Source organism: Acinetobacter sp. YH12226 (assembly GCF_013417805.1).
Taxonomy (GTDB): domain Bacteria; phylum Pseudomonadota; class Gammaproteobacteria; order Pseudomonadales; family Moraxellaceae; genus Acinetobacter.
Genome location: NZ_VPDG01000010.1, coordinates 1 through 24,642 on the forward strand (window position 1 = coordinate 1; position 24,642 = coordinate 24,642).

General features: G+C 43.6%; 18 protein-coding genes. 9 read left to right on the plus strand and 9 right to left on the minus strand.

Features of this window, described 5'->3' with window-relative positions:
* Window positions 1-773 precede the first annotated feature (773 nt).
* Window positions 774-992, plus strand: a complete 219-nt coding sequence (locus FTV08_RS10625) for a hypothetical protein (protein ID WP_004279847.1) — start codon at window positions 774-776, stop codon at window positions 990-992.
* 28 nt (window positions 993-1,020) lie between these two features.
* Here FTV08_RS10625 and FTV08_RS10630 read toward each other — a convergent pair whose 3' ends face one another.
* Window positions 1,021-1,740, minus strand: a complete 720-nt coding sequence (locus FTV08_RS10630; RefSeq protein ID WP_071852317.1) for a UDP-2,3-diacylglucosamine diphosphatase — start codon at window positions 1,738-1,740, stop codon at window positions 1,021-1,023.
* A 110-nt stretch (window positions 1,741-1,850) separates the two neighbouring features.
* On the minus strand, window positions 1,851-2,360 hold the full coding sequence (locus FTV08_RS10635; protein WP_180087283.1) for a peptidylprolyl isomerase: 510 nt from the start codon (window positions 2,358-2,360) through the stop codon (window positions 1,851-1,853).
* A gap of 424 nt (window positions 2,361-2,784) precedes the next feature.
* On the opposite strand from FTV08_RS10635, the gene FTV08_RS10640 reads away from it, so the two are divergent.
* Complete coding sequence (locus FTV08_RS10640; protein ID WP_071852318.1) at window positions 2,785-4,512, plus strand: glutamine--tRNA ligase/YqeY domain fusion protein; 1,728 nt, start codon at window positions 2,785-2,787, stop codon at window positions 4,510-4,512.
* Between the two features lie 69 nt (window positions 4,513-4,581).
* Complete coding sequence (locus FTV08_RS10645) at window positions 4,582-5,493, plus strand: bestrophin family protein (RefSeq protein ID WP_180087284.1); 912 nt, start codon at window positions 4,582-4,584, stop codon at window positions 5,491-5,493.
* An 82-nt stretch (window positions 5,494-5,575) separates the two neighbouring features.
* Here the strand turns inward: FTV08_RS10645 and FTV08_RS10650 are convergent, their stop codons facing one another.
* From FTV08_RS10650 to putA, 4 genes are all read right to left on the minus strand, one after another.
* Complete coding sequence (locus FTV08_RS10650; protein ID WP_026055785.1) at window positions 5,576-6,136, minus strand: lecithin retinol acyltransferase family protein; 561 nt, start codon at window positions 6,134-6,136, stop codon at window positions 5,576-5,578.
* Window positions 6,137-6,524: 388 nt separating this feature from the next.
* Window positions 6,525-6,749, minus strand: a complete 225-nt coding sequence (locus tag FTV08_RS10655; RefSeq protein WP_004279838.1) for a hypothetical protein — start codon at window positions 6,747-6,749, stop codon at window positions 6,525-6,527.
* 243 nt (window positions 6,750-6,992) lie between these two features.
* Window positions 6,993-8,075, minus strand: coding sequence for a tRNA (uridine(54)-C5)-methyltransferase TrmA (gene trmA / locus FTV08_RS10660; protein WP_180087285.1), 1,083 nt, complete (start codon window positions 8,073-8,075; stop codon window positions 6,993-6,995).
* Window positions 8,076-8,259: 184 nt separating this feature from the next.
* Complete coding sequence (gene putA / locus FTV08_RS10665; RefSeq protein WP_180087286.1) at window positions 8,260-12,015, minus strand: trifunctional transcriptional regulator/proline dehydrogenase/L-glutamate gamma-semialdehyde dehydrogenase; 3,756 nt, start codon at window positions 12,013-12,015, stop codon at window positions 8,260-8,262.
* Window positions 12,016-12,133: 118 nt separating this feature from the next.
* On the opposite strand from putA, the gene FTV08_RS10670 reads away from it, so the two are divergent.
* Window positions 12,134-12,628: an Lrp/AsnC ligand binding domain-containing protein gene (locus FTV08_RS10670; RefSeq protein ID WP_114540748.1), complete on the plus strand. Its 495-nt coding sequence runs from the start codon at window positions 12,134-12,136 to the stop codon at window positions 12,626-12,628.
* A 65-nt stretch (window positions 12,629-12,693) separates the two neighbouring features.
* Here FTV08_RS10670 and putP read toward each other — a convergent pair whose 3' ends face one another.
* Window positions 12,694-14,202, minus strand: coding sequence for a sodium/proline symporter PutP (putP, locus tag FTV08_RS10675; protein ID WP_114540747.1), 1,509 nt, complete (start codon window positions 14,200-14,202; stop codon window positions 12,694-12,696).
* Between the two features lie 421 nt (window positions 14,203-14,623).
* On the opposite strand from putP, the gene aspA reads away from it, so the two are divergent.
* From aspA to FTV08_RS10700, 5 genes are all read left to right on the plus strand, one after another.
* On the plus strand, window positions 14,624-16,066 hold the full coding sequence (aspA, locus tag FTV08_RS10680; RefSeq protein WP_071851041.1) for an aspartate ammonia-lyase: 1,443 nt from the start codon (window positions 14,624-14,626) through the stop codon (window positions 16,064-16,066).
* A 129-nt stretch (window positions 16,067-16,195) separates the two neighbouring features.
* Window positions 16,196-16,561 carry a hypothetical protein gene (locus FTV08_RS10685; RefSeq protein ID WP_180087287.1) on the plus strand — a complete coding sequence of 122 codons (366 nt, stop codon included), beginning with the start codon at window positions 16,196-16,198 and terminating at the stop codon, window positions 16,559-16,561.
* A gap of 123 nt (window positions 16,562-16,684) precedes the next feature.
* Window positions 16,685-20,143 (plus strand): transcription-repair coupling factor, encoded by a 3,459-nt coding sequence (mfd, locus tag FTV08_RS10690; protein WP_180087288.1) that lies wholly within the window; start codon window positions 16,685-16,687, stop codon window positions 20,141-20,143.
* A 229-nt stretch (window positions 20,144-20,372) separates the two neighbouring features.
* A complete protein-coding gene (locus FTV08_RS10695; RefSeq protein WP_004646760.1) occupies window positions 20,373-20,807 on the plus strand; it encodes an HIT domain-containing protein in 435 nt (144 codons plus the stop codon).
* 55 nt (window positions 20,808-20,862) lie between these two features.
* On the plus strand, window positions 20,863-22,308 hold the full coding sequence (locus FTV08_RS10700; RefSeq protein WP_180038714.1) for an adenylate/guanylate cyclase domain-containing protein: 1,446 nt from the start codon (window positions 20,863-20,865) through the stop codon (window positions 22,306-22,308).
* An 89-nt stretch (window positions 22,309-22,397) separates the two neighbouring features.
* Here FTV08_RS10700 and fdx read toward each other — a convergent pair whose 3' ends face one another.
* Both fdx and hscA read right to left on the minus strand, forming a co-directional pair.
* The gene (gene fdx / locus FTV08_RS10705; RefSeq protein ID WP_004279821.1) at window positions 22,398-22,736 is read right to left on the minus strand and encodes an ISC system 2Fe-2S type ferredoxin; all 339 of its coding nucleotides are present in this window, start codon (window positions 22,734-22,736) and stop codon (window positions 22,398-22,400) included.
* 15 nt (window positions 22,737-22,751) lie between these two features.
* Window positions 22,752-24,611, minus strand: a complete 1,860-nt coding sequence (hscA, locus tag FTV08_RS10710; RefSeq protein ID WP_180087289.1) for a Fe-S protein assembly chaperone HscA — start codon at window positions 24,609-24,611, stop codon at window positions 22,752-22,754.
* Between the last annotated feature and the right edge of the window lie 31 nt (window positions 24,612-24,642).

Here is a 24,642-nt window from a genome sequence, read left to right on the forward strand (position 1 = left end):
TCGCTCGTCCAGGTAACAGATCCTTAATCTGCTCCCACTGATCATCTCTTAATGCATAGCGTTTAGTCATGAAAAAATAATGAGGACAGGTTAGATTTTCTCAAGCTAATTGATGACAGGCTCTAGATTTTTAGTTTATTTTTAACCGGAAATTCTTTAGATGAGCTATTCATTCAGCCATAAGAAAATCATAATGAACCTTCAAGATGCAGAAAAATTTTTACAAGAACAGCAGAACATCTTAGAGAACCAACGTCAGCAAAAAACTAGACGAGTGCAACAAGCCTTTTTTATGATTCACGTACTGTTTGTAGCCTTAAATGCTATTCTCTTGATCCTAAATTATCAAAAGACGGGAGAGTGGAACTTGCTGTACCTCGGGCTGAGTTTCATGTCTCTAATATTGATTTTAAGGTATTTAAAGACAGGTTTTGTTTATCAACGGAAATGAAATAACGTTAAAATGAATTTTAGATCATAAAAATCAAAAGCCTAATAATTAACAAAGCATGAAAAAAGTTCTTAAAAATCCCATTCTATTGTCATTACAATGTAATTTTGCTTTTGCTGGATAAATAGCTTACACTGGTTGCACTTCAAGCAAGTACTGTTCTTGCTTCTATTATTATTTTAAGCTGATTGTGATGTACTTTTTAGTTCAAGTATTTGAACTCAAATAAGATCTACTAACCATAGAACTATTATGTAAACTAGGTTGTTATTAATCTCTCTCCATATAGTCACAAAAAGCTCATATCGTGTGAGTAAATATTTTGATCAAAATCAATGAATGGCATATTGCCACTGCCGCTGATGGCAATGAAATTAACGTGAAACTGGTTCCATTAAAGCGCAAGCAAAATACAATGGACGGTTTTATCTGGGTTGAGGTCGGTAAAATGATTCAATTGCCAACGGGTGAGGAATTTCAGTTCAATCTCGATGGTAAAAGTTTCTATACTGGGGTAAACCAGCTTTATCGTCTGTGTTAAGCAGATCAATATCGTAAAAAGTGGCTGATTAATATCGCCACTTTTTTAGTTTCAGGGTATCAAAACTTTGATCTTCCTGAATTTCCAGAATCTCTGCACTGTCTTCTTTCCAGTCGCCTAGTACAATTCTTCTTTTCTGGGCTAAATGATGAATGGCTGCGCGATGCGTATGACCATGGATCAGTACATCTACATCCTGTAATGCCAGCTCAACTGCATGTGGGTTGACGTCCATCACTTCATAGCTTTTAAACTGTTGTGCCTGATGGCTTTGTTGACGAAAGCGGTTGGCTAGTCTGGTTCGAAATGAGAGAGGGGTTTTTCTTAAGAAGCCAAGTAGCCAGGGATGACGAATAATCTTTTTAAAACGCTGATAGGAGACGTCATCGGTACATAGCGCATCGCCATGTTCCAGGCGAAAATGTATTCCAGCAATGATTAACTGGTCAATCTCAGGAAGAAGCTGCCCGCCAAATCGAGCTAAAAATTTATTTCCCAAGACAAAATCCCGGTTGCCCGCTTGAAAATAGACCTGATTCCCAGCCTGAGTAAACTGTTTTAATGTAGTGACAATATCGTCCAGCCACGGAGCTGTATAGTCATCACCAATCCAGGCATTGAACCAGTCACCCAGAATATACAATTGGGTATTTTGATCTAGATATTCAGTTAATAAATCTAAAAACCCCCGAACAAGTCGAGGGTGATCAGGTGACAAATGTAAATCTGAGATAAACAGATAGGTCACGAATCTTTTCCTTTTATTCCTCTCTAGATCCCTCATTCATATGAGGGATTTTCCATTACACCGTTTTAAAGCATCGCTTTAAAACTCATAAAGAACGGAGAGGACGTTTTTTATTCAGAAATGATTTTTGCAGATTCGATTACTACGTTTTCTAGAGGAACGTCAGCGTGGTAGCCACGGTTGCCAGTACGTACGTTTTTGATTTCGTTCACAACGTTCATACCTTCAACCACTTTACCAAATACGGCATAACCCCAACCTTGAGCAGTTTTGCCAGAGTGGTTAAGGAATGAGTTGTTTTTCACGTTAATGAAGAATTGAGCAGAAGCAGAGTGCGGTGCTTGAGTACGCGCCATTGCAATCGTACCTTCGTCATTGGTCAAGCCGTTGTCTGCTTCGTTTTCGATCGCATCACGTGTTGCTTTTTCCTTGAAGTTTTCATCCATGCCGCCGCCTTGGATCATGAAACCATCAATAACACGGTGGAAAATTACGCCGTCATAAAAACCGTCACGTACGTATTCTAAAAAGTTAGCTACGGTTTTAGGTGCTTTTTCAGCATTGAGTTCTAGAACAATACGACCTTTATTGGTGTTTAATTCGACTTGAGGAAAACTCATTGTGTAATCTCCTGATCATGGACGAGTGCCATGGTTTTTTCTGAATGAGTGAAGCATAAGCAAACTACATTCGACAAGGCAAGTAAAAACATTATTTTCTTTGTTAAAAGCATAAAAATAATACCTTATTTATACGTTGATTTATCAAGGCATTTCAATTGCTGCCAGACAGGGCGTTATATTTCGGGTTAGGTACAAATTGAATCATTTTCCAGTTTCGTAAAGTGTTGATATTTTAGTTTTGGGCAGCTTGCTGTATTTTCACTTTTTAAAATGAGTGAATTGAAATCAAATACCGTAGTTAGCGGTTGAGAGATTAAGCACCTATAGTTAAACTAAGGAACTTTGATAATGAATATACGTACAACTTGTACGATGAAATATTCGTTAATCCCTTTTTAACTTTAGAAGTGAATGATTGATCATGAAGCCAAATGATGTTGTGACATCTCTGCCCGAGAACCCGACCCAGAAGAACAATGCAGTCGATTCAGTGCAGCAGCAAGAACAACAACCAGGCTTGGACTTTGTACGTCAGGTCATTACTGATGATTTAGCCGCTGGTCGTACTCAACAGGTGGTGACGCGTTTTCCGCCTGAGCCGAATGGCTATTTACATATTGGCCATGTGAAAGCAATTTGCTTGAACTTCGGTATTGCTGAAGAATTTAAAGGTGTGTGTAACCTGCGTTTTGACGATACCAACCCGGATGCCGAAGAGCAGGAATATGTGGATGGTATTGCCAATGACGTGAAATGGCTGGGTTTCCAATGGGAAGGCGAGCCGCGTTATGCATCAAGCTATTTCGATCAACTTTATACCTGGGCAGTTCAGCTGATTGAGCAGGGCGATGCCTATGTGGATTTGCAAAGCCCTGAAGAGATCCGTTTAAACCGTGGTAATTTCGTTGAGCCAGGTAAAAACTCGCCACAACGCGATGCAACGGTTGCAGAAAACCTGGAACGTTTTGAGAAAATGCGCAGCGGTGAATATGCAGAAGGTCAGGCCGTTTTACGTGCCAAGATCGATATGACGTCACCGAACGTGCATATGCGTGATCCGATCCTGTATCGTATCCTGCATTCTGAGCACCATCAGACTGGCGATAAATGGAAAATTTATCCAATGTATGACTATGCGCATCCACTTTCTGATGCGATTGAAGGCATTACGCATTCACTGTGTACTTTGGAATTCCAGGATCACCGTCCGTTCTATGACTGGGTGGTGGCAAAAGTTAAATCACCATCCGTGCCACGTCAGTATGAATCGAGCCGTTTGAATGTGGACTATACCATCACCTCAAAACGCAAATTGCGTAAGCTGGTTGAAGGTGGTCATGTAAATGGTTGGGATGATCCACGTATGCCAACTGTAGTGGGTATGCGTCGTCGTGGTTTCACACCTGAAGGTCTACGTGATTTCTGTCAACGTGTCGGTGTGTCGAAGGTTGATGGCAGTATCGTCGATGTAGCCATGCTGGAATACTGTATTCGCCAGTCTCTGGAAAATACCGCAGCTCGTGGTATGGCGGTGTTAAATCCATTAAAAGTGACTTTAACCAACTTGCCAGCCGATATGGACCTGACCCATTCACGTCATCCGAATGTCGATATGGGCGAGCGCGTTATTCCATTGACGACTGAGCTGTATATTGACCGTAAAGACTTTGAAGAAGAGCCACCAAAAGGCTTTAAACGTTTGATTCCAGGTGGTGAAGTCCGTTTACGTCATGCCTATGTCATCAAATGTGACGAAGTCATTAAAGATGAAAATGGCGAAGTAGTTGAGCTGAAATGTTCGATTGATCCTGAAACTTTGGGTAAAAATCCTGAAGGTCGTAAGGTGAAAGGTGTGATTCACTGGGTATCTGCGACAAAAGGCGTTCCTGCGGAAGTGCGTATTTACGACCGTCTGTTCACCGAATCTGATCCAGAAGTGGGTGATGACTTCCTGGCAAACCTGAACCCTGAATCATTAAAGGTAGTTCAGGCCGTGATTGAGCCTGCTTTGGCACAAGCACAACCGGAAGACCGGTTCCAGTTTGAGCGTGAAGGCTATTTTGTGGCAGATCAATACGATCATTCAAGCGAAAAACCGGTATTCAACCGTATCCTTGATCTTAAGGACAGCTTTAAACCTGGCAAATAAGCTGGTTTAAGTCAGAATGTAAAAAGCCCAACTCTGGTTGGGCTTTTTCAATACAGCAGGGAAAATTGCATGATTGTGCGTGATAAGAATAATAGTTTGGGTTTACTGTTTGCCTGGCAGGGAACAATTCTGCCCAAGGTGCTGCCCGCATTGGTTTTGGTGGTCTTTATTTCCGCTTTACTGATGTATTTGAGTCAGGCACATTTCGTGAGCCTTCCTGCCGTCCCGGCAATTGGCTTTACCATCTTTGGTGTGATTCTCTCGATCTTTCTGAGTTTTAGAAATACGGCCTGCTATGATCGCTGGTGGGAAGGGCGCAAGCTATGGGGCGCGCTGATTGCCACTACGCGCCATTTATGCCGGGATAGCCATGTGCTGGATGAGCAAACCCGTGAAATCTTATTGTACCGCATGATGCTGTTCACCCATCTATTACGGGATCGGCTGAGACAGCAAACGCCCAGTATTCAGGCTTATCAAGCCACTACCAGTTTTGAACCTAAGTCATTTGAGCAATTGTCCATGCAAATCAATCCTTCACAATGGGTGCTGGAACAGATGCAAAAAGAGCTGGTGCAGCAATATAAACAGAGCAAGATCAGCGATATTATTTATAACAACCTGAATCAGCATACTGTGGCTTTGGGAGATATTCAGGCCGGTTGCGACCGGATTTTGTCAACGCCATTACCATTTTCTTATTCGGTGCTGTTGCATCGCGCGGTTTATTCTTTTTGCTTTATCTTACCTTTCAGTTTGCAGGCGAATTTAGGCCTGTGGACGCCGATACTGGTCGGATTGATTGCTTATATGCTGCTCGGGCTGGATGAGCTCAGTGCGGAGCTGGAAGAACCTTTTGGCCTGCAGGACAACGATCTGCCGCTAGATTCAATTGTACGACTAGTAGAGCGGGAAACCCTAAGCTCTTTAGGTAAAGCACTACCTGAGGCGATTCAAGCCAGAAAAGGCTATTTAACCTGATTCCTTATCGATATCATCAAAATGTAAACACGAACTTAAAATTTCTTGCTAATAAAAAATCATCGGCAGGCTGAGCTTTAAATTAACGATGTTTAAGATTGGTCAGGTCTGACACTTTAGTTTTAGCCTGATCTTGCAATTCACGGTATTGTTGCAAACGCAGATTGGCTTTATCTCTGAGCTTCTTCTTGATGTACAGCGCCAATGCGAAACTGGTGGTGGTCAGGGTCAGGAACATGCTGTTCATAAAACTCATCATCGAGCTGATATAACCAATCGTGGTCAGACGATTCATCATATAAATCACTTGCGGGCTGCTTTCTACGCCGGTAATGGCCCAGGTACACAAATGTTCGCAATTATTAATAATCAGATGATAGTTATTTTCATGCATTCTGGACCGCATGCGGCGCACCACTTTACGACCTTTATATTTTGCCGAGTCATAATGCTGCATATGAATCGGTTTGCCATGACTGAATTTTTCAATCGAGGTGATTTCAATGGGGCGTTTCTTGAATAAATGCGCAAAGCCGGAATAATGAATGACACGACCACGTCCGGCGTAAATCCCATGATGGGTATAACCGAAATGTTTAACCATAAGGTGTGCGCCTATGGGAAACCGTTTAGTCTGTTGCATATCAGAATTAAGCCATTTAAAAAGCATTGTCGTTTAATAGGAAGTGTACTGTGTTTTGCTAAATTAATCGATGCCTTGCCTGAGTTTCAGATCAGAATTGAAGAGTTATTAAGCCAAATTTAAAGGGATTTAAAGAAAGCAGAATTTAGAACATATTCTTCTGGTAAAGGTTTTAAATAGCCTAAGCAAGCCTTAACATTTCTTCAAATCAAAGGGGATCAAATAAGTTGTTTAGAGTTTTCCTGCCTGATCTCTGAAGTTTTAAAGTTGGAGTTAATAAACTATGCTGAAATAGAGAAGACCAAACCCTTCAACTATAAACTTTCAAGCATAAAAAAAGCACCTGACTACGCAAGTGCTTTCTTTATACGGCTGTAACCTTGGCCGATTACTGCAATGGCAAGTGCTGAAGTTCATTCAGTTCTTTACGGCTATAGCCGCGAGATACCAGAACCTTTTTAATTCCGATGATGATTTCTTCATCAGTGGCTTTAGAAAGTGCTTCAAGAAGCTGTTCATTTGTCTTGCAAGAGCAATCATTTTCAACACAAGCAATTTGATTCTTGTGTTCATTGTGTTGTTCATGAGAAAACAACTTTTGCCAAAAACTCATAGAGCCTTCATACAACAACCTAACATAGAGTGAAATATAGCCAATTAAATAAATAAAGCAATAGGACCTATGTGATAAAAGCAGCAGTTGGTCTTGAAAATTTCCGATGGAAGCCTAAAGGTCTAACGATATTTCTTGCTGTACAAGTCAATATTTATTATTAAATACATGATTTTTAATATAAAAAATGGAGATTTAAAAAGCTCCATTTTTGTAACAATATAATAAATTGAAACAAATTCTTTATACTTTTTCCAACAATACACCCGTTTCAACATGGTGTGTATACGGGAACTGGTCAAACATGGCGAACTTGCTAATTTTATGCGTTTGAGACAACTGTTTCAGATTGTCATATAAAGTATCTGGATTACAAGAAATGTAAATAATACGCTGGAAACGCTGTAACAGTTTCAGCGTTTCATCATCAATACCAGCACGCGGTGGATCGACAAATACCGTATCAAAATCATAAGTCGAAATATCAATTTGTGCTTCCTGTAAGCGACGGAAAACACGTTCGCCATTATACGCTTGAGTGAATTCTTCTGCAGACAAACGCGCAACCTGAATATTTTCAATCTGGTTCTGCTCAATATTCCACTCAGCTGCATAGACTGAAGATTTGGCTAATTCAGTGGCCAATACACGGCGGAACTTGGTCGAAAGTGGCAGGGTAAAGTTGCCATTGCCACAGTAGAGTTCCAGCAAATCTTTATCTGATTGCTCTGCTGCATCACATGCCCATTCCAGCATTTTTTGACAAACTTGTGCATTCGGCTGGGTGAAGCTGCTTTCGATCTGCTTGTATTTATAGCGACGGTCAAAGACCGACAGTTCTTCCACCACATATTCATCAGTCAGGACGAATTTCTGGCCACGGCTGCGGCCAATCAGTTTGATATTCAGCTTTTCCGCCAGGGCTTTTGCTGCAGGTTCCCAGCTTTCATCCAGCTTGCGGTGATAAATCAGGGAAACTAGGACTTGGCCACTTAAAGTCGCCAGAAAATGGACTTCAAATAGACGATGACCCAGATTGGCATCTGCCTTGAATGCTTCAAGTAATTGTGGCATCAAGTCATTAATGCTGCGGTCTGCAATTGGAAATTCATCAATACGAATGACTTTTTTATTGTTGTTCTCGTCACGTTCGAACATGGCATAAAACAGATCATCTTCAGTATGCCAGATCCGGAATTCAGCACGCATGCGGAAATATTTTTCAGGAGACTGGAATACTTCTAAAGCAGGTGGTTGATATTCGGCAAACTGAGCGCTGATGCGTTCAATTTTGGCTTCAAGTTGTTGCTGATAAGATGAAGTCATATGCAGTAAGAAATCGCAAATATTTTAAAGCGCAAATGGTAGCAAAAAATTGCCGATCTGCCTAAGCCTATTGTAGTTGAGCCGCTTTAAAAGCTGCATAAAAAAGACCAAACCTTCTGAGGAGAGAGATTTGGCCATCAAGAGGAAAGATTTAAGCTAAAAATGCTGAGATGATTAGACTAATTTAGAGATTATCCATCGTCATCAAGCTGGCATTGCCGCCTGCCGCCGCCGTGTTGATACTGATCGCGCGTTCAATCACAAATCGCTCGACCGGAATATCATAGTTGCCCGAAGTTAAATGGGTGATACCAATAATTGGACCTTGGCGTGTTGCAATGCGTTTCTGCAAATCAATCAGTTCAGTAGTGTCACCATGATGCAGGACGGCCTCAAATACACCTGTTTCAATATCCCGGACCACTTTAAATTGCTTGCTAACCGCGGCTGGCATGGTTGGTAAATATTTCAGAATAAAAGTATTGTCAGCTAGGAATGCAGGACGACTGCCGACCGATAAAATTGCCAGAATTTGCTGAATCTGGTCTTGCTCGGTATGTGCTAAGGATAAAACGCTTTCTCGTGGCAAGATCATGTACTGATTTTCTTCACCGGTTGGACCTTGCAGGCTAAAGCTTTGACCAGTGGCAATCTCAATAGGTGCTTTTAAAGATAAAGTCGGAAAAGTTTTAGCTCCCCAGGCTTTAAATTCCTGAACAAGGTTATTTTCAACAAGTGCTGGACCCGCTTGAACTGCATAAGGTGAGCTCAGTTTTTTCTCGGATACTTGATGCATTAAACGATAGATATACAACGGGCCACCCGCTTTCGGACCGGTGCCGGACAGACCTTCACCACCAAAAGGCTGGACGCCCACGACCGCACCAACGATATTGCGGTTGATATACAGGTTGCCGACTTCTGCTCGCGCAATCACGGTTTGCATGGTTTCATCAATACGCGTGTGCAAGCCCATGGTCAGACCATAGCCCTTACTGTTGATCTGATCTAATAACTGTTCCAGTTCGCCATATTTATAGCTGATCAGATGCAGCACCGGACCAAATACTTCACGTTCTAGATCGTCCAGATTTGGCAGTTCAATCAGGGTCGGCGCAATGAATGTTCCTGGAGTTAATTCAGTCTGGTCTTGATTAAACATCAACTGATGAACTGTATGACCTTTGCTGCGCATCTGCTCAATATGCTTTTGGATATTTTGCTGGGCTTCTGCATCAATCACTGGACCAATATCGGTTTTCAGCAAGACCGGATTGCCAACGCGCAACTGTTGCATGGCACCTTTGAGCATGTTGCGAACAGCCTCCAGATTATCCTCTTGCACACAAAGGACACGCAGGGCAGAACAGCGCTGACCGGCACTGTCATAGGCAGAGCTCACAACATCCAACACCACCTGTTCAGTCAATGCAGATGAATCCACAATCATGGCATTTTGACCACCAGTTTCAGCAATCAGGGTGACGCTTTCTCCAAACTGGTTTATTCGTTCTGCCACGGTTTTTTGTAGAATTTGGGCGACCTCGGTGGAACCGGTAAACATGATGCCCTGAATACGTGGATCTGCACTGAGCTGTGCACCAATGGTTTCACCACGGCCCGGCAATAGCTGTAACACATCCTGCGGAATGCCGGCTTCCCATAAAATCTGTACGGCTTGTGCTGCAATGAGCGGTGTTTGTTCAGCCGGTTTGGCAATCACGGTATTGCCAGCGACCAGCGCTGCTGAAATCTGACCGGTAAAAATCGCCAGCGGGAAGTTCCATGGACTGATACATAGTACAGTACCTAAAGGCTGGATCTGTACATTGTCACTGAGATCCAAAACTTGAGCTGCATAGTAACGCAAGAAATCTACCGCCTCACGTACTTCGGCAATCGCATTGGCATAGGTTTTACCTGCTTCGCGAGAAAGAAGAACCATGAGCGGAAGCAAACGCTGTTCCATCAGTTCTGCGGCTTTATTCAGGCAGGCAGCACGCTCATTTTTTGGCAGATTGGCCCAGAAACTTTGTGCATTAACTGCTTGAGTGAGTGCAATTTCGGCCTGTTCAGAAGTTGCTTCATAGACTGTGCCGACCACATCCTGATGGTGTGCTGGATTGATCACTGGAACTGCATGGGGCGTATTCACGCTGCTAAATGCCGTTCCCATAGCAGCTGACTGAAATTGCGTATTTGCCAGACTGGATGCGACTTCATTTAAAATACTGAGTTCAGCATCATTGGCCAAATCGAGTCCTGAAGAGTTCAATCGTGCATCGGCATAAAGATCTTGCGGATAAGGAATATGCGGGTGCTTGGCACCCATCACGCCTTCCTGTTTTGACGCCTTTAAAATGGTTTGCTGTGGATTTTCAATCAAATCTTCAATTTTCAAGGTTTTGTCAGCAATACGATTGACGAAGGAGGTATTGGCACCATTTTCCAGTAAGCGGCGCACCAGATAAGCCAGCAAGGTTTCATGATTGCCGACTGGCGCATAGATCCGGCATGGTACACCGAGTTTATTTTTCGATGGATCGCCCACGACATTTTCATACAGTGGTTCGCCCATGCCATGCAGACATTGGAACTCATATTGGCCGGCATAATACTGCTCAGGTTGTGCCAGCTGATAGATCGTCGCTACCGTTTGTGCATTGTGAGTGGCAAATTGCGGGTAGATATAATCCGGTTCAGCCAACAGCTTACGCGCACAGGCGATATAAGATAGATCGGTATGAACCTTGCGGGTAAATACGGGATAATCCGACATTCCATCAATCTGGGCCTTTTTGATTTCGCTATCCCAATACGCGCCTTTGACCAGACGAATCATCAGGCGTTTCTGGCTGCGCTTCGCCAGATCAATGATGTAATCCACCACATAGAAGCAGCGTTTCTGATAAGCCTGAATTACAAAGCCAATGCCTTTCCAGTCCTGCAATTGCGGTTCAAAACACAGACGTTCTAATAATTCTAGCGAAATCTCAAGGCGATCGCTTTCTTCAGCATCGATATTTAAACCAATATTGTACTGCTTGGCCAAGACCGCGAGTTTCAGTACTTTTGCATAGAGCTCATCATGCACGCGATCCATTTGCGAACGCTGATAACGGGGGTGCAGCGCAGAGAGTTTGATAGAAATGCCAGGCCCGTCATAAACATCTTTATCCTGTGATGCTTGACCAATAGCATGAATGGCTTGCTGATAATCCTGATAATAACGTTCAGCATCCGGATCGGTCAGTGCAGCTTCACCCAGCATGTCATAGGAATAGCGAAAGCCTTTTTCTTCCAGCGGCTCCGCATTTTTCAGGGCTTCATCAATGGTTTCACCCGTAACAAACTGCTCGCCCATCATGCGCATGGCAACATCGACGGCCTTACGGATAATCCCGCGACCACTGCGTGCCAAAAGACCGGTCAATAAGCTAGACAGGCTTTTTTGCTGTGGGGTTTCCATCAGCTTGCCGGTCAGCATCAGTCCCCAGGCTGCTGCATTCACAAACATCAATTGGCTCTGGCCCAAATGTTCTTTCCAGTTACCTTGATTGATTTTGTCACGGATCAGCAAGTCACGTGTGGCTTTGTCCGGAATCCGCAGTAAGGCTTCTGCCAGACACATCAGGGCAATGCCTTCCTGAGAAGATAAAGAAAATTCCTGCAATAAGCCTTGGACAATACCGGCTTTCCCAGTGGAACTTTTGCGTTCACGTAAGGAATGTGCGAGATCAAAGGCAAGCGCCTGAATCTTGTCACTCATCTCGGAAGAAATTTCACTATGGGCCAATAACTCTTCGACGCATTCAGTTTCTGCACGACGCCATGCCGTATTAATACGTTCTTCGTATTGGTTTTTGTGTTTAAATTCAGCAATATAGTTTGAGTGCTGGGCTGAATCTAAAATTGAATCTGGGCGGAGAGTGGTTGGCATAGTGACTTCCTGTACTGCGTCAATCAGTTCTTTGAGGTGAATGAGTTTTAATCTATAATCACAGAATATTTGACGAATATCTCACTATAGTTTTCGCTTTTTTTAGAGAATAATTCTAATGCCAAGTCCTTATTTGAACCTTGACCGTATAGATATTAGTATACTGGGTTTATTGCAATCCGATGCCAAGCTATCCAATATCAAACTGGCTGAACTGGTCAATTTGTCGCCTACAGCAGCCTTGGCGCGTGTACAAAAGCTGACCCGGGAAGGTTTTATTGTGGGCTATGAAGCGCGCCTCAATCCAGTCATGTTGAATAATGGTTTTGTGGTCTTTGTTGAAATTTTATTGGATAAAACCACGCCGAATGTTTTAGATGAATTTTCCCATGCTGTGCGGCAGATTCCTGAAATTATCGAGTGTCATATGATCAGTGGCGGTTTTGATTTCGTGGTAAAAATCCGCTGTGCCAATATGGATGAATTCCGGAAAATCTCTGGTCAGATCTTGTGGCAATTGCCCGGAATTAAAGAAACGCGCAGTTATCCGGTGATGGAAGTGATTAAAGAAAGTCAGCAGATCCATCTGAAAATGCCGGGAAAAGCCAAATAATTAGCAGTAAATTAAAATCAAAAAAGGGACTCGAAAGTCCCTTTAATTTATGCTGAAAAAAATATTTATTTTTTCATTTCCGCCATTTCTTTTTGATACTCGGCTTTAGCCATTTCAAAACGATGAACCACATCTTCGCTAGGTGCTTTATCCAGCAGGCTGACGATGACAATACTGAGGGTAGCCAGAATAAAGCCCGGAATAATCTCATACAGACCGGTATCACCCATGTAATTTTTCCAGACAATTACAGTCACGGCACCGACCACCATACCGACAATCGCGCCGTTGAGGGTCATTCGTTTCCAGAATAGCGACAAGATAATCAGTGGGCCAAATGCGGCACCAAAACCTGCCCAGGCATAAGCCACCAGTCCTAAAACCTTACTATTCGGATTAATCGCCAGTGAAATGGCAATCAGGGCAATCACCAAGACCATGCCACGACCGACCCAGATCAGTTCTTTCTGTGAGGCATTTTTACGCAGGAAACTCTTATATAAATCTTCGGTCAGGGTGGTAGAGCAGACCAAAAGCTGACAGCTCAAGGTACTCATAATTGCCGCCAAGATAGCAGCCAGAATGATTCCGGCAATCCAAGGATTAAACAGAATTTTGGTCAACTCCATAAATACCGTTTCAGGGTTTTGATTCACCACCGAGGCCAATGCGGGATTGACACTGAAGTAGGCAATACCGATATAACCGGCAGCCACTGCACCACCTAGGCATAGAATCATCCAGGTCATGCCAATACGGCGCGCAGCAGGAATGGTTTTGACCGAATCTGCTGCCATAAAACGCACCAGAATATGCGGCTGACCAAAATAACCCAAGCCCCAGGCCAGACTGGAAATAATCGCAACGGTGCTTAAACCTTCAAGCATGCTGGAGGCATGTGGACGAGCTGATTCAAGAATGACACTCACTTGCTGGCTGTTGTCGCCCAAGGCCAAGAAGGTAATGATCGGAGTCAGCAATAAGGCAAAAATCATCAAACCGGCTTGGAATGTATCTGTCCAGCTGATCGCCAAAAAGCCACCAATACAAACATAAAGAATCGTCGCCATCGCACCAATCACAAGCGCTGTGGTGTAATCCCAGCCAAACAGGCTTTCAAACAGTCGTGCACCTGCGACCATGCCTGAGGCACAATAAATCGCAAAGAACACTAGAATCACCAGGGCAGACAAGACCCGTAAAATGCGTTTACGGTCGGAAAAACGGCTAGTGAAATAATCCGGCAAGGTTAGAGCATTGTTCTGATATTCAGTATGGGCGCGCAGTCGACCTGCCACGAGTAACCAGTTCAGCCATGCACCGATAATCAAACCGATCGCAATCCAGGCTTCTGACAGGCCAGACAGGTAAATGGCTCCCGGAAGACCCATCAACAGCCAGCCACTCATATCCGATGCGCCCGCTGAAAGTGCAGTGACCACACTGCCCAGACTCCGTCCACCTAGAATATATTCGTCAAAATTGGAGGTGGCACGATAAGCATATAAACCGATTGCAATCATGGCGATAATATAAAACATGAAGGTAATCAGGGTGGGGTTTAAATAAGTCATAGGCAGGTCATCCTGAAAATATGGAAATCATCGTCCAAGATGATTTTTTGTACTGAGATCGCAAGGAGGTGATTCAAGCATGGTTTAAAAATTACACTCTGTAACAATTACACAGCTTTTATGTATACCTATTGTAAATAGAGTAGTAATTCACTGAAATTGAATTAGGAATAACTTAAGCGGATAAAAGGCAATACGACGTCGAATTCAGGGGAAAAGTGGAAATTTTGAATAAATAATGAAAATATTTGAATTTTAGCTAACTGCTTACACAATCTTACAAAACTCACAGCTTTAGCGTATTGGTAATAAATCGTAGCAAATCTAGGTTAAAGTCTTCCTATTAGGCCTGTATTTGTTTGCTCATATTAATGTCACACCAAATACGGTGCATCGCCAAGAGTATTTTTTAGTGGACAATATGCTTCAAATCGAACCGACCCGCATTGAACGTGATTTATTGGGGGAAAAACAAATCCCGTTGCATAGCTATTATGGGATTCATACCTTACGTGCCATCGAAAATTTTAAGATTTCTGGATTGGCGGTGGGGCAACAAACGCATTTTATTCGTGCTTTGGCCCAAGTGAAAAAAGCTTCGGCACAGGCCAATCTGCATTTTCAAAAATTGTCCGAGCAGACCAGCACTGCCATTCAAAAAGCTTGTGATGAATTGATTCAGCATCCGGAAGCGTGGCAAGCGGCATTTCCACTCGATCCTTATCAGGGCGGTGCCGGAACCTCCATCAATATGAATGCCAATGAGGTGATTGCCAATATTGCCCTTGAAATGTCGGGCCATCAGAAAGGCAATTATCACATTCTGCATCCGAATGATCATGTGAATACCTCGCAATCAACCAATGATGTCTATCCAACGGCTTTGCGTCTGGCGACCTATAGCAGTCTAGATGAGTTATTGAGCGTGCTTAAAGCATTGATTGACTGTATCGACCATAAAGCTGCCGAATTTGAATATGTCATCAAGATGGGACGTACCCAGTTACAAGATGCAGTTCCGATGACCATGGAACAGGAATTCCGGGCATTTGCCACCTTATTAAAAGAAGACCTGAAGCTGATTGGGCAGATGCGACAGTTATTGCTAGAAGTCAATTTAGGCGCCACCGCCATTGGGACCGGGGTGAATACACCGCCGGGCTATGCCAAGCAGGTGGTAGAAACCTTGGCGCATCTGACTGGTCTGCCTTTAAAAGGAGCCACAGATTATGTCGAGGCGACCAGTGATTGTGGCGTCTTTATTATTCTGTCGAGCAGTTTAAAACGTCTGGCGGTAAAACTGTCCAAAATCTGTAATGATCTGCGCTTGCTCAGCTCAGGGCCACGTACCGGGCTGGCTGAAATCCGTTTACCCGAATTGCAGGCAGGTTCTTCGATCATGCCGGCAAAAATCAATCCGGTGATTCCGGAAGTTGTGAATCAGATTGCCTTCCGGGTGATTGGTAATGACTTAACCATTACTATGGCTGCGGAAGCCGGGCAGTTACAATTGAATGTCATGGAACCTGTGATTGCCGTGGCGATGAATGAATCGATTCAGTTGTTGACCCAAGGCATGCAAACCTTGAATCAAAAATGTATTGCTGGTATTCAGGCCAACGAGCAGATTTGCTTAAGTTCCGTCATGCGCAGTGTCGGGATTGTGACCTTGCTTGAACCGATTCTGGGACATGCCAAATGTGATGAAATCGGCAAACAATGTATGCGCGAAAATAAAACTGTGCCACAAGTGGTATTAGAGCTAGGTTTATTGAGTGAAGCGCAATTAGAAGAGATTTTTGCATTTGAAAATCTGGTGTCTGAAATCCCTTCAGCAGAGAATCAGCTCGAACAGGTTTCTTAACATACATATACCTATTAAATCGTCTGAAACAGCGAATCGCTGCTATTTTGATAATTTGCCTCAAGTTCAGGATGTGGATTTGAGGCATTTTCATCTAGACTAGAGCCTGAACTATATTTGGCTGGGTAAATGGCGATGTTTGATAAAATCAGTGCCTTATTTAAAAGTAATAAACCGACTGCTGCACAGCTATATTTAGAAGAGCAGAATATCCAGTATGTAGAAGGGACTGGTTATATCGTCGATGGTATTCAACTCAATCAGGAATTGGGTGCACGATTAGAGTATTTGTCGAATCGCCGTTTAAAACAGTTTGATGATTTAAAAGCGTTATATGACACCGCGATGCTGATCAATGAAAAAATTGATCTGGAAATTGCCCATCAGCGTTTTAATGCAAGTTTGGGGAATACCGAAGAGAATCTGCTGCAATTTAAAATGATTCTTAAGAATTTAAATGATTATTATCGTAACTTTCTGCGCGATCAAAAATAAGCTGCAAAAGTGGCTTAAAATCGAAGTATATGGATGTGGCAAGACTGCATAAAAATAACAAAATATCCTGAGATCATCGTGCTAGTATAAGCCTCAGGTTATTTAGACTTTAAAGCTATATCCATGTTCCAGCAAGAAATTTCCCAACTCAATTTACCACAGCTCAAAGCAGGCGAGAAACGCTGGTTAGGCAATCTGCAAGGTTCCTCAACTGCATTATTGCTCAAGGAAATCGTGCAGCAGCAATCGCGCTTATTTATTGTGATTGCACGTAATAATCAGCATTTGGGTCAACTGGAAAGTGAACTGGAATTTTATGGGATTAAACCCACGATTTTTCCGGATTGGGAAATCTTGCCTTATGATCGTCTCTCCCCACATCAGGATATTGTCTCGGAACGTCTGGCAATCTTATCCAATATGCCCAAAACTGGTGTACTGTTGTTGTCCGCCTCAACTTTGGCACAACGTGTGGCGCCAACCTCATGGATTCTGGGTGAGCATTTCGATATTCATGTCGGTCAGAAATTTGATCTGGAACAACAAAAGAAAAAGTTGATTCAGGCCGGTTATCATCTGGTCGATACCGTCTATGATCCAGGTGAATTCGCGGTACGCGGCAGTATCATGGATATCTACGCATCGGGACAGGAAGCACCGATTCGGATTGACCTGTTTGATGATGAAATTGAAAGCCTGAAATTTTTCGATTCCGAAACTCAGCGTACCACGCAAAGTTTGCAGCAGTTTACCGTATTGCCCGCACAGGAATTTCCGCTTAAGGAAGGTCGTGCGACGTTCCGTGACCGCTATGCTGAATTTTTCCCGACCGCGAATCCGAAGAAAAATCCGATATACCAGGATGTGATGGATGGCATAGTCTCTCCTGGAATCGAGTTTTATTTGCCCTTGTTTTTTAGCGCTGAAGCAATGCAAGGTCAAAGTTCACTCATTTCATACTTACCTAAGAATGGCATTGTCATTACAGATAAGGCTTTGGAAGAAAGTCTCAGCCAGTTTTGGCAGGATGTTGTGCGCCGTTATGAAGATCGTCGCCACAATGTCGACCAACCGATCATGCCGCCTGAAAGCCTGTTTTTTCAGACCAATCAGGTGCTGGAGCAGCTGAACCAGTTTGCACGCATCATTGCCGCACAAACGCCTTTTGACCAAAAAGCTGGAGTATTGAATCTTGATACCCAGTTGCCACCACGTTTGCCCGTAGATCCGAAACGTGAAAAACCGTTTCATGAAGTTAAAAAATATATTGATCAGGCCAATCATCCGGTACTGCTGGTGGCTGAAAGTGCTGGACGCCGGGAAAGTCTTAAAGACGCCTTAAGGCCAAGTCTGGGTGATATTCCAACAGTTGAAAATTTTGATAGTTTTATTAAATCTCTGTATGCAATTGCCATTACCAATGCGCCTTTAGAGCGTGGTCTGGTATTGACTGATCGCATCAGCGTAATTTCTGAAAATCAACTGTATGAACATCGGGTAGTACAGCGCCGTAGAAAACGTCAGCAGGAAGTTTCGGAAGAGTTTCTGATTCGCAGCTTGACCGAGCTGACCATGGGCGCACCTGTGGTGCATATCGACTACGGCGTTGGACGTTATGCTGGTCTGGTCACCTTAAGTATTGACGATCAGGATCACGAATTTTTGCAGCTGGATTATGCGGATGCCGCCAAAGTGTATGTGCCGGTGACCAATCTGCATTTAATCAGCCGGTATAGTGGTGGTGATCCGGATCTGGCACCGTTGCATAAACTGGGTACGGATGCTTGGAATAAAGCCAAACGTAAAGCACTGGAACAGATTCACGATGTCGCGGCCGAATTGCTGCATATTCAGGCACGGCGTTCTTCTAAGCCTGGAATCAGTTTTGAAGTCGATCAAAGCCTGTATATGCAATTTGCCAGTGGCTTTGCCTATGAAGAAACACTGGATCAGGCCAATGCGATTGAAGCGACGTTGCATGACATGCAGCAGGCCAAGCCGATGGATCGACTGGTGTGTGGTGATGTGGGTTTCGGTAAGACAGAAGTCGCAATGCGTGCCGCATTTGTTGCAGTACAGAATAACCGGCAGGTGGCGATTCTGGTACCGACCACTTTGCTGGCACAGCAGCATTATGATTCATTCAAAGACCGCTTCGCCGACTGGCCAGTCCGGATTGAAGTGCTGTCACGTTTCGGTTCTTCCAAAGCACATACTAAGACCATTGACGACCTCATTGAAGGTAAAGTCGATATTGTGATTGGTACACATAAGATTTTGCAGGAAAATGTCCAGTTTAAGAATCTCGGTCTGATGATTGTCGATGAAGAGCATCGTTTCGGTGTGCGCGACAAGGAGCGAATCAAGGCCATGCGTGCCGATGTTGATATGCTGACACTGACTGCGACTCCAATTCCACGTACGCTGAATATGGCCTTTAGTGGCATGCGTGATCTGTCGATTATCGCCACACCGCCGGCACGCCGTCTTGCGGTGAAAACCTTTGTGCAGGAACATACCGATGACACCATTAAAGAAGCGATTCTGCGTGAATTGCTGCGCGGTGGTCAGGTTTATTTTCTGCATAATGAAGTTGATACAATCGATCGTGCCGCCGAGCATATCCGTAAACTGGTGCCGGAAGCGCGGGTGATTGTGGCCCACGGACAGATGCGTGAACGTGAACTGGAGCAGGTGATGCAGCAGTTCTATCACAAGGAATACAATGTTCTGGTATGTTCGACCATTATTGAAACCGGGATTGATGTTCCGAATGCCAACACCATTCTGATTGAACGTGCCGACAAACTGGGCCTGGCGCAATTACATCAGCTACGCGGACGTGTAGGGCGCTCACATCATCAGGCTTATGCATATTTGATGGTACCGTCATTAAAAGCCTTAAAAGGTGATGCAGAAAAACGTCTGGATGCCATTCAGCGTGCTTCAACTTTGGGTGCCGGTTTTATGCTGGCAACTGAAGATCTGGAAATTCGCGGCGCAGGTGAATTACTCGGTGAACAGCAGAGTGGTTCGATGCAGGCGATTGGTTATAGCCTGTATATGGAAATGCTGGAAAAAGCCACCAAAGCCATTCAAAAAGGTAAAACGCCAAACTTCGACGCACCATTGTCATTGACTGCCGAAATTACCCTGCATATGCCAGCACTGATTCCGGATGAATATCTGGGTGATGTGCATCAACGTCTGTTGTTCTATAAACGCATCAGTAATACCGATACCCAGGAAAAGCTGGATAATATCCGGATGGAATTGATTGATCGTTTTGGTATACCGCCGCAACCGGTCAAACAGCTCTTTGCTGTACATCAGATTCGATTGAAAGCCGAGCAGCTTGGTATTACTAAAATTGATATCAGCAGTCAGGGTGGGCATATTGAATTTGCACCGGATACTCCGGTTCAAGCCATGACGATTATCCAGATGATGCAGAAACATCCGACCTATTTCCGGATGGATGGCGGTCAACGTCTAAAAGTCATGGTCATGCTGGAAGACTATCAAAAGCGGATTCAGTTTATACAGGATTTACTGGACAGTCTGCTTAAAGAATTGCACTGATTTTATTCGATTAAATCAGCCTGAAAATTCAGTTTGGATTTCATTTTCCAATGAAGTTTGCAGGAACAACAGGCTTGATTTTTTTAATGAATTGTTTACAGTAATTGTTGTGATGTGCTTCGCAACAAATCATGAGAATTTGTCTTTAAACACATTGCTTTCAATATTCAGCTTCAGTTGGATATGTTAGTATTAGCCATCATTCTAATTTTGCATCATTTATAAAGATATGTTTAGTTTGCATCCACAACTTGCTCAAGATACGTTTTTTGTAGGCGACTTTCCTTTGTCAACATGTCGTTTGATGAATGATATGCAATTTCCCTGGCTCATTCTGATTCCACGTGTGCCGGGTGTCTCTGAATTATATGAATTGAGTCAAGCTGACCAAGAGCAGTTTTTAAGAGAGTCAAGCTGGTTATCAAGCCAGCTGGCACGTGTTTTCCGTGCAGATAAAATGAATGTAGCAGCGCTGGGTAATATGGTGCCGCAATTGCATTTTCATCATGTAGTTCGTTATCAGAACGACGTTGCATGGCCGAAGCCTGTTTGGGGTACACCTGCTGTTCCTTATAGCAGTGAAGTATTGGCACATATGCGTCAAACCTTAATGCTGGCTTTACGTGGTCAGGGCGACATGCCATTTGACTGGCGCATGGACTAATCAGCCAAGGCATTCCGAGAACCATGAACAGTTGCGGACTTCAGGGAGTGAGTGAGTGCAATTAGACGACTGGATTCAAAAAGAACCTCATCAGTTTGAGTATTTCCATCGCATGATGGGATACATCATGCTGTCTGTGGTTCTGGTCGTCTTTCATTACACTGAACCAGATACCCAGTATCAGCTTTTTGTTCCATTTTTTTTGTTTCTGGTTTTGCTAATTACACCGAAACTATCTCGCTGGCTGATCTATCGTCATGATTATCACATCCGGCGTAATATTCTTTTCCTGATTGATGTCATTGTCATTTCGGTGGTTTTGGCGGCCGTGCATCTGGACTTGGTCTTGTCCTTGCTGGGTCTGGTCGCAGTGCTCTATACCGCGATCAGCAATAAAATTTCATTTATGATGGCATCTCTAGCCAGCCTGATCGGGATTACGCTTTTTTATCTGGCCAATATTCTGGTCTTTGGGTTTAATAATTATTTCGAACCGACCAGCAGTGAGTTGACCGTTTTAGGCTTTATCTGTCTGATTACCTATTTTGGTGTCGGAAGTTTTTATCAAAGTGGTCGTGTGCAATACATGACCCAGAAAAAAGACCATTATTTCGAACAGATGAACCGTTATATGGAATTTGCCAATCAGCTGAGTCGCTATGCGCCCGTGCAGTTATGGCAATCCATTATGAAAGGTGAATCTGAAGCCAAAATTGAATATAAACGTAAAAAGTTGACGATCTTTTTCTCTGATATTCAAGGCTTTACAGAGCTATCTGAAACTCTGATTCCAGATGATTTAGCATTCCTGTTGAATGACTATCTTCGGCATATGACCGAAATCGCTAAAAATTATGAAGCGACTGTCGATAAATTCATGGGTGATGCCATCCTGATTTTCTTTGGTGATCCGAACTCCGAAGGTGTGGAACAGGATGCTAAGAACTGTATGGAAATGGCATTGGCGATGCGTCAGCAAATGAAATTGCTGCGGGAACGCTGGATTAAAATGGGTTATCCGCCACTGCATATCCGCATGGGGATTTCAACCGGTTATTGCCACGTAGGGAATTATGGGGCTACGCATCGTATGGCTTATACCATTGTAGGGCGTGATGCCAACCTGGCAGCGCGTTTGCAAAGTGCAGCGGAAGTTGATGAAATCCTGATTTCGGAAGATACTCATAATTTGATCAAAGATGATTATCTTTGCGCACCGAAAAAGCCGATTTTCCTGAAAGGCATTAAAGCACCTGTAAGAACCTGGCAGGTCATGGAAAAATATGCGTCTCAGAAAGTCGAGTATCAGCGCTGGTTCGATTATGAATATAAGGGCTTTCATTTATTGCTGAATCTGGATGAAGTGCAAAACTTTGAATATCCTGAGCTGATTCATGTACTAGAAAAAATGATTAAACGCATTGAAACTCAGCAGAAAATGACCAATTCACAAGGTATTGTCAAATTGAAGCTTGAGGATGAAGTAATTGAACACATTTAAAGTTCATGTAAATTTACTTTAATTGTTTCTTATAAAGAGAAAAAACCACGCCTGAGCGTGGTTTTTTATTTTAGCCTGCAACGAAAATCTTAGTGATTTTCTGACGCATGGTTAATGGTGTATTTTGGAATTTCAATTTCCAGATCTTCATCGTCCAGTTTAACCTGACAAGAAAGACGTGAATCAGGTTCTAAACCCCAGGCACGATCGAGTAAGTCAGCTTCAACATCATCCATTTCTTCCAGGCTGTCAAAACCTTTGCGTACCACTACATGGCAGGTGGTACACGCTGCTGACATATCGCAAGCATGTTCGATTTTAATGCCATTTTTTAGCAGGCTTTCGCAAAGATTGGCATTTTGTTCGACTTCAAACTCAGCACCTTCGGGGCAAATCTGCGCATGTGGAAGAACTTTAATACGTGGCATAGTCGTTACCTTAAATTAGTTTGAGTTTGACCAGTCGTCGAGTTTAGTGCCCTTAAGAGCTGCATCAATATGTTGATTCATACGTGCTGCTGCAAAAGCATCACTATGTATTTTAAGCTGTTCAACGGCAGATTCAATCGCTTTGATATCTGAACCCTGAAGCTGAGTTTCAAGTTGTGCTTGCGCAGTTTGCAGTGCTGCACGTTGATCTTCAGTCAACAGACCGGCATCCGCTTTGAGTGCCTGAACCAGTGCTTCCAGCTCACGCTGTGCTTCCACTTTGGTTTCATTCAAATGACGAAGATTCTTATCTTCTTCAGCGAACTTATAACCGTCTAGCAACAGACGTTCAGTATCTTCACCCGATAAACCATAAGATGGTTTGATATCGATTTGAGCCGTCACGCCAGAGGTGGTTTCTTTGGCAGATACAGTCAGCAAGCCATCTGCATCGACCTGGAACGTCACTTCAATACGTGCCTGACCGGCAGTCATTGGTGGAATGCCATGCAGGACAAAACGCCCTAAACTACGGCAATGCTCAACCAGATCACGTTCACCTTGCACCACATGAATCAACATGGCAGTCTGGCCATCTTGATAAGTCGTAAATTCCTGACGACGAGCGACTGGAATCGCAGTATTACGCGAAATTAATCGTTCAACCAGTCCGCCCATGGTTTCAAGACCAAGAGACAGAGGCGTCACGTCTAATAGTAATGAGCCATCAGTTGAGTTGCCAATCAATTGGTTCGCAGTAATTGATGCGCCAATCGCAACCACTTCATCCGGGTTAATGGTGCAAAGCGGTTCTTGGTTGAACACTTCACGCACGGCTTTTTGTACCGCATAAGAACGAGTTGAGCCGCCGACTAAAACAACATTCTGAATGTCATCCAGTTCAAGCTTGGCATCACGCATCACACGCTTACATACGCTGATGGTCTTATCCAAAGCGACTTTAATGATCTCTTCAAATGTCGGACGGTCAAGCGTCAATACCTGATCAAGCAATTTGAGTTGAACTGAATCTGCATCCGACAAAGCTTCTTTGGCTTTACGTGCCGCAACCACAAAATGTGCATATTCTGCATCATTCAAAGTGTCAATATTCAGTTGTTTCTTGGCCCATTTCAGGATCAAACGATCCAGATCATCACCACCGAGAGCGGTATGGCCACCGGTTGCCAGAACTTCAAACACACCTTGAGAGAAACGCAGAATCGAAACGTCAAAGGTACCGCCACCCAAGTCATAGATCACATAGTTACGGTCTGTGCTTAGATTGCTTTCCTGATCCAGACCATAAGCAACAGCAGCAGCGGTTGGCTCATTCAACAAACGTAAAACATTCAAACCGGCAAGTTGAGCAGCATCACGGGTTGCCTGACGCTGTGCTTCATCGAAGTAAGCCGGAACAGTAATAACGGCACCATTGACCGGATTTTGCAGACTGGCTTCAGCGCGGTCTTTCAACTGCTTTAAAATTTCTGCAGAAATCTCAACCGGAGTCTTACGGCCTTGCGCGGTTTCAAAAGCCGGCATTTCATTCGCTTCACCAACCAACGCATAAGGGTGCTGGAATTTGATGTCAGCTTTCGAACGACCCATAAAACGTTTTACAGAAACGATGGTGTTTTTAGGGTCAGAAGTAATGAAAGGCGCAGCTTCATTGCCGTATTGAGTCTGTTGTTCTGCATAATGCACGATAGAAGGAAGTAGCACACGACCTTGTTCGTCATTAAGTACTTTGGCTTTACCTGAAAGAACCGTGGCAACCAAAGAGTGGGTGGTGCCTAAATCGATACCAATCGCAATGCGGTGTTCATGTGGTGCACTTGATTGACCTGGTTCTGCAATTTGCAAGAGAGCCATAGTGTTACATCCTTTGCACGTTAAATATTAA

Bases quoted from the DNA above. Each gene is read 5' to 3' on its own strand.
- FTV08_RS10640 (WP_071852318.1), top strand. From the start codon at position 2,785: ATGAAGCCAAATGATGTTGTGACATCTCTGCCCGAGAACCCGACCCAG.
- mfd (WP_180087288.1), top strand. From the start codon at position 16,685: ATGTTCCAGCAAGAAATTTCCCAACTCAATTTACCACAGCTCAAAGCA.
- aspA (WP_071851041.1), top strand. From the start codon at position 14,624: ATGCTTCAAATCGAACCGACCCGCATTGAACGTGATTTATTGGGGGAA.
- FTV08_RS10670 (WP_114540748.1), top strand. From the start codon at position 12,134: ATGCCAAGTCCTTATTTGAACCTTGACCGTATAGATATTAGTATACTG.
- FTV08_RS10685 (WP_180087287.1), top strand. From the start codon at position 16,196: ATGGCGATGTTTGATAAAATCAGTGCCTTATTTAAAAGTAATAAACCG.
- hscA (WP_180087289.1), bottom strand. From the start codon at position 24,611: ATGGCTCTCTTGCAAATTGCAGAACCAGGTCAATCAAGTGCACCACAT.
- FTV08_RS10645 (WP_180087284.1), top strand. From the start codon at position 4,582: ATGATTGTGCGTGATAAGAATAATAGTTTGGGTTTACTGTTTGCCTGG.
- putA (WP_180087286.1), bottom strand. From the start codon at position 12,015: ATGCCAACCACTCTCCGCCCAGATTCAATTTTAGATTCAGCCCAGCAC.
- FTV08_RS10635 (WP_180087283.1), bottom strand. From the start codon at position 2,360: ATGAGTTTTCCTCAAGTCGAATTAAACACCAATAAAGGTCGTATTGTT.
- fdx (WP_004279821.1), bottom strand. From the start codon at position 22,736: ATGCCACGTATTAAAGTTCTTCCACATGCGCAGATTTGCCCCGAAGGT.
- putP (WP_114540747.1), bottom strand. From the start codon at position 14,202: ATGACTTATTTAAACCCCACCCTGATTACCTTCATGTTTTATATTATC.
- FTV08_RS10650 (WP_026055785.1), bottom strand. From the start codon at position 6,136: ATGCAACAGACTAAACGGTTTCCCATAGGCGCACACCTTATGGTTAAA.
- FTV08_RS10655 (WP_004279838.1), bottom strand. From the start codon at position 6,749: ATGAGTTTTTGGCAAAAGTTGTTTTCTCATGAACAACACAATGAACAC.
- FTV08_RS10695 (WP_004646760.1), top strand. From the start codon at position 20,373: ATGTTTAGTTTGCATCCACAACTTGCTCAAGATACGTTTTTTGTAGGC.
- trmA (WP_180087285.1), bottom strand. From the start codon at position 8,075: ATGACTTCATCTTATCAGCAACAACTTGAAGCCAAAATTGAACGCATC.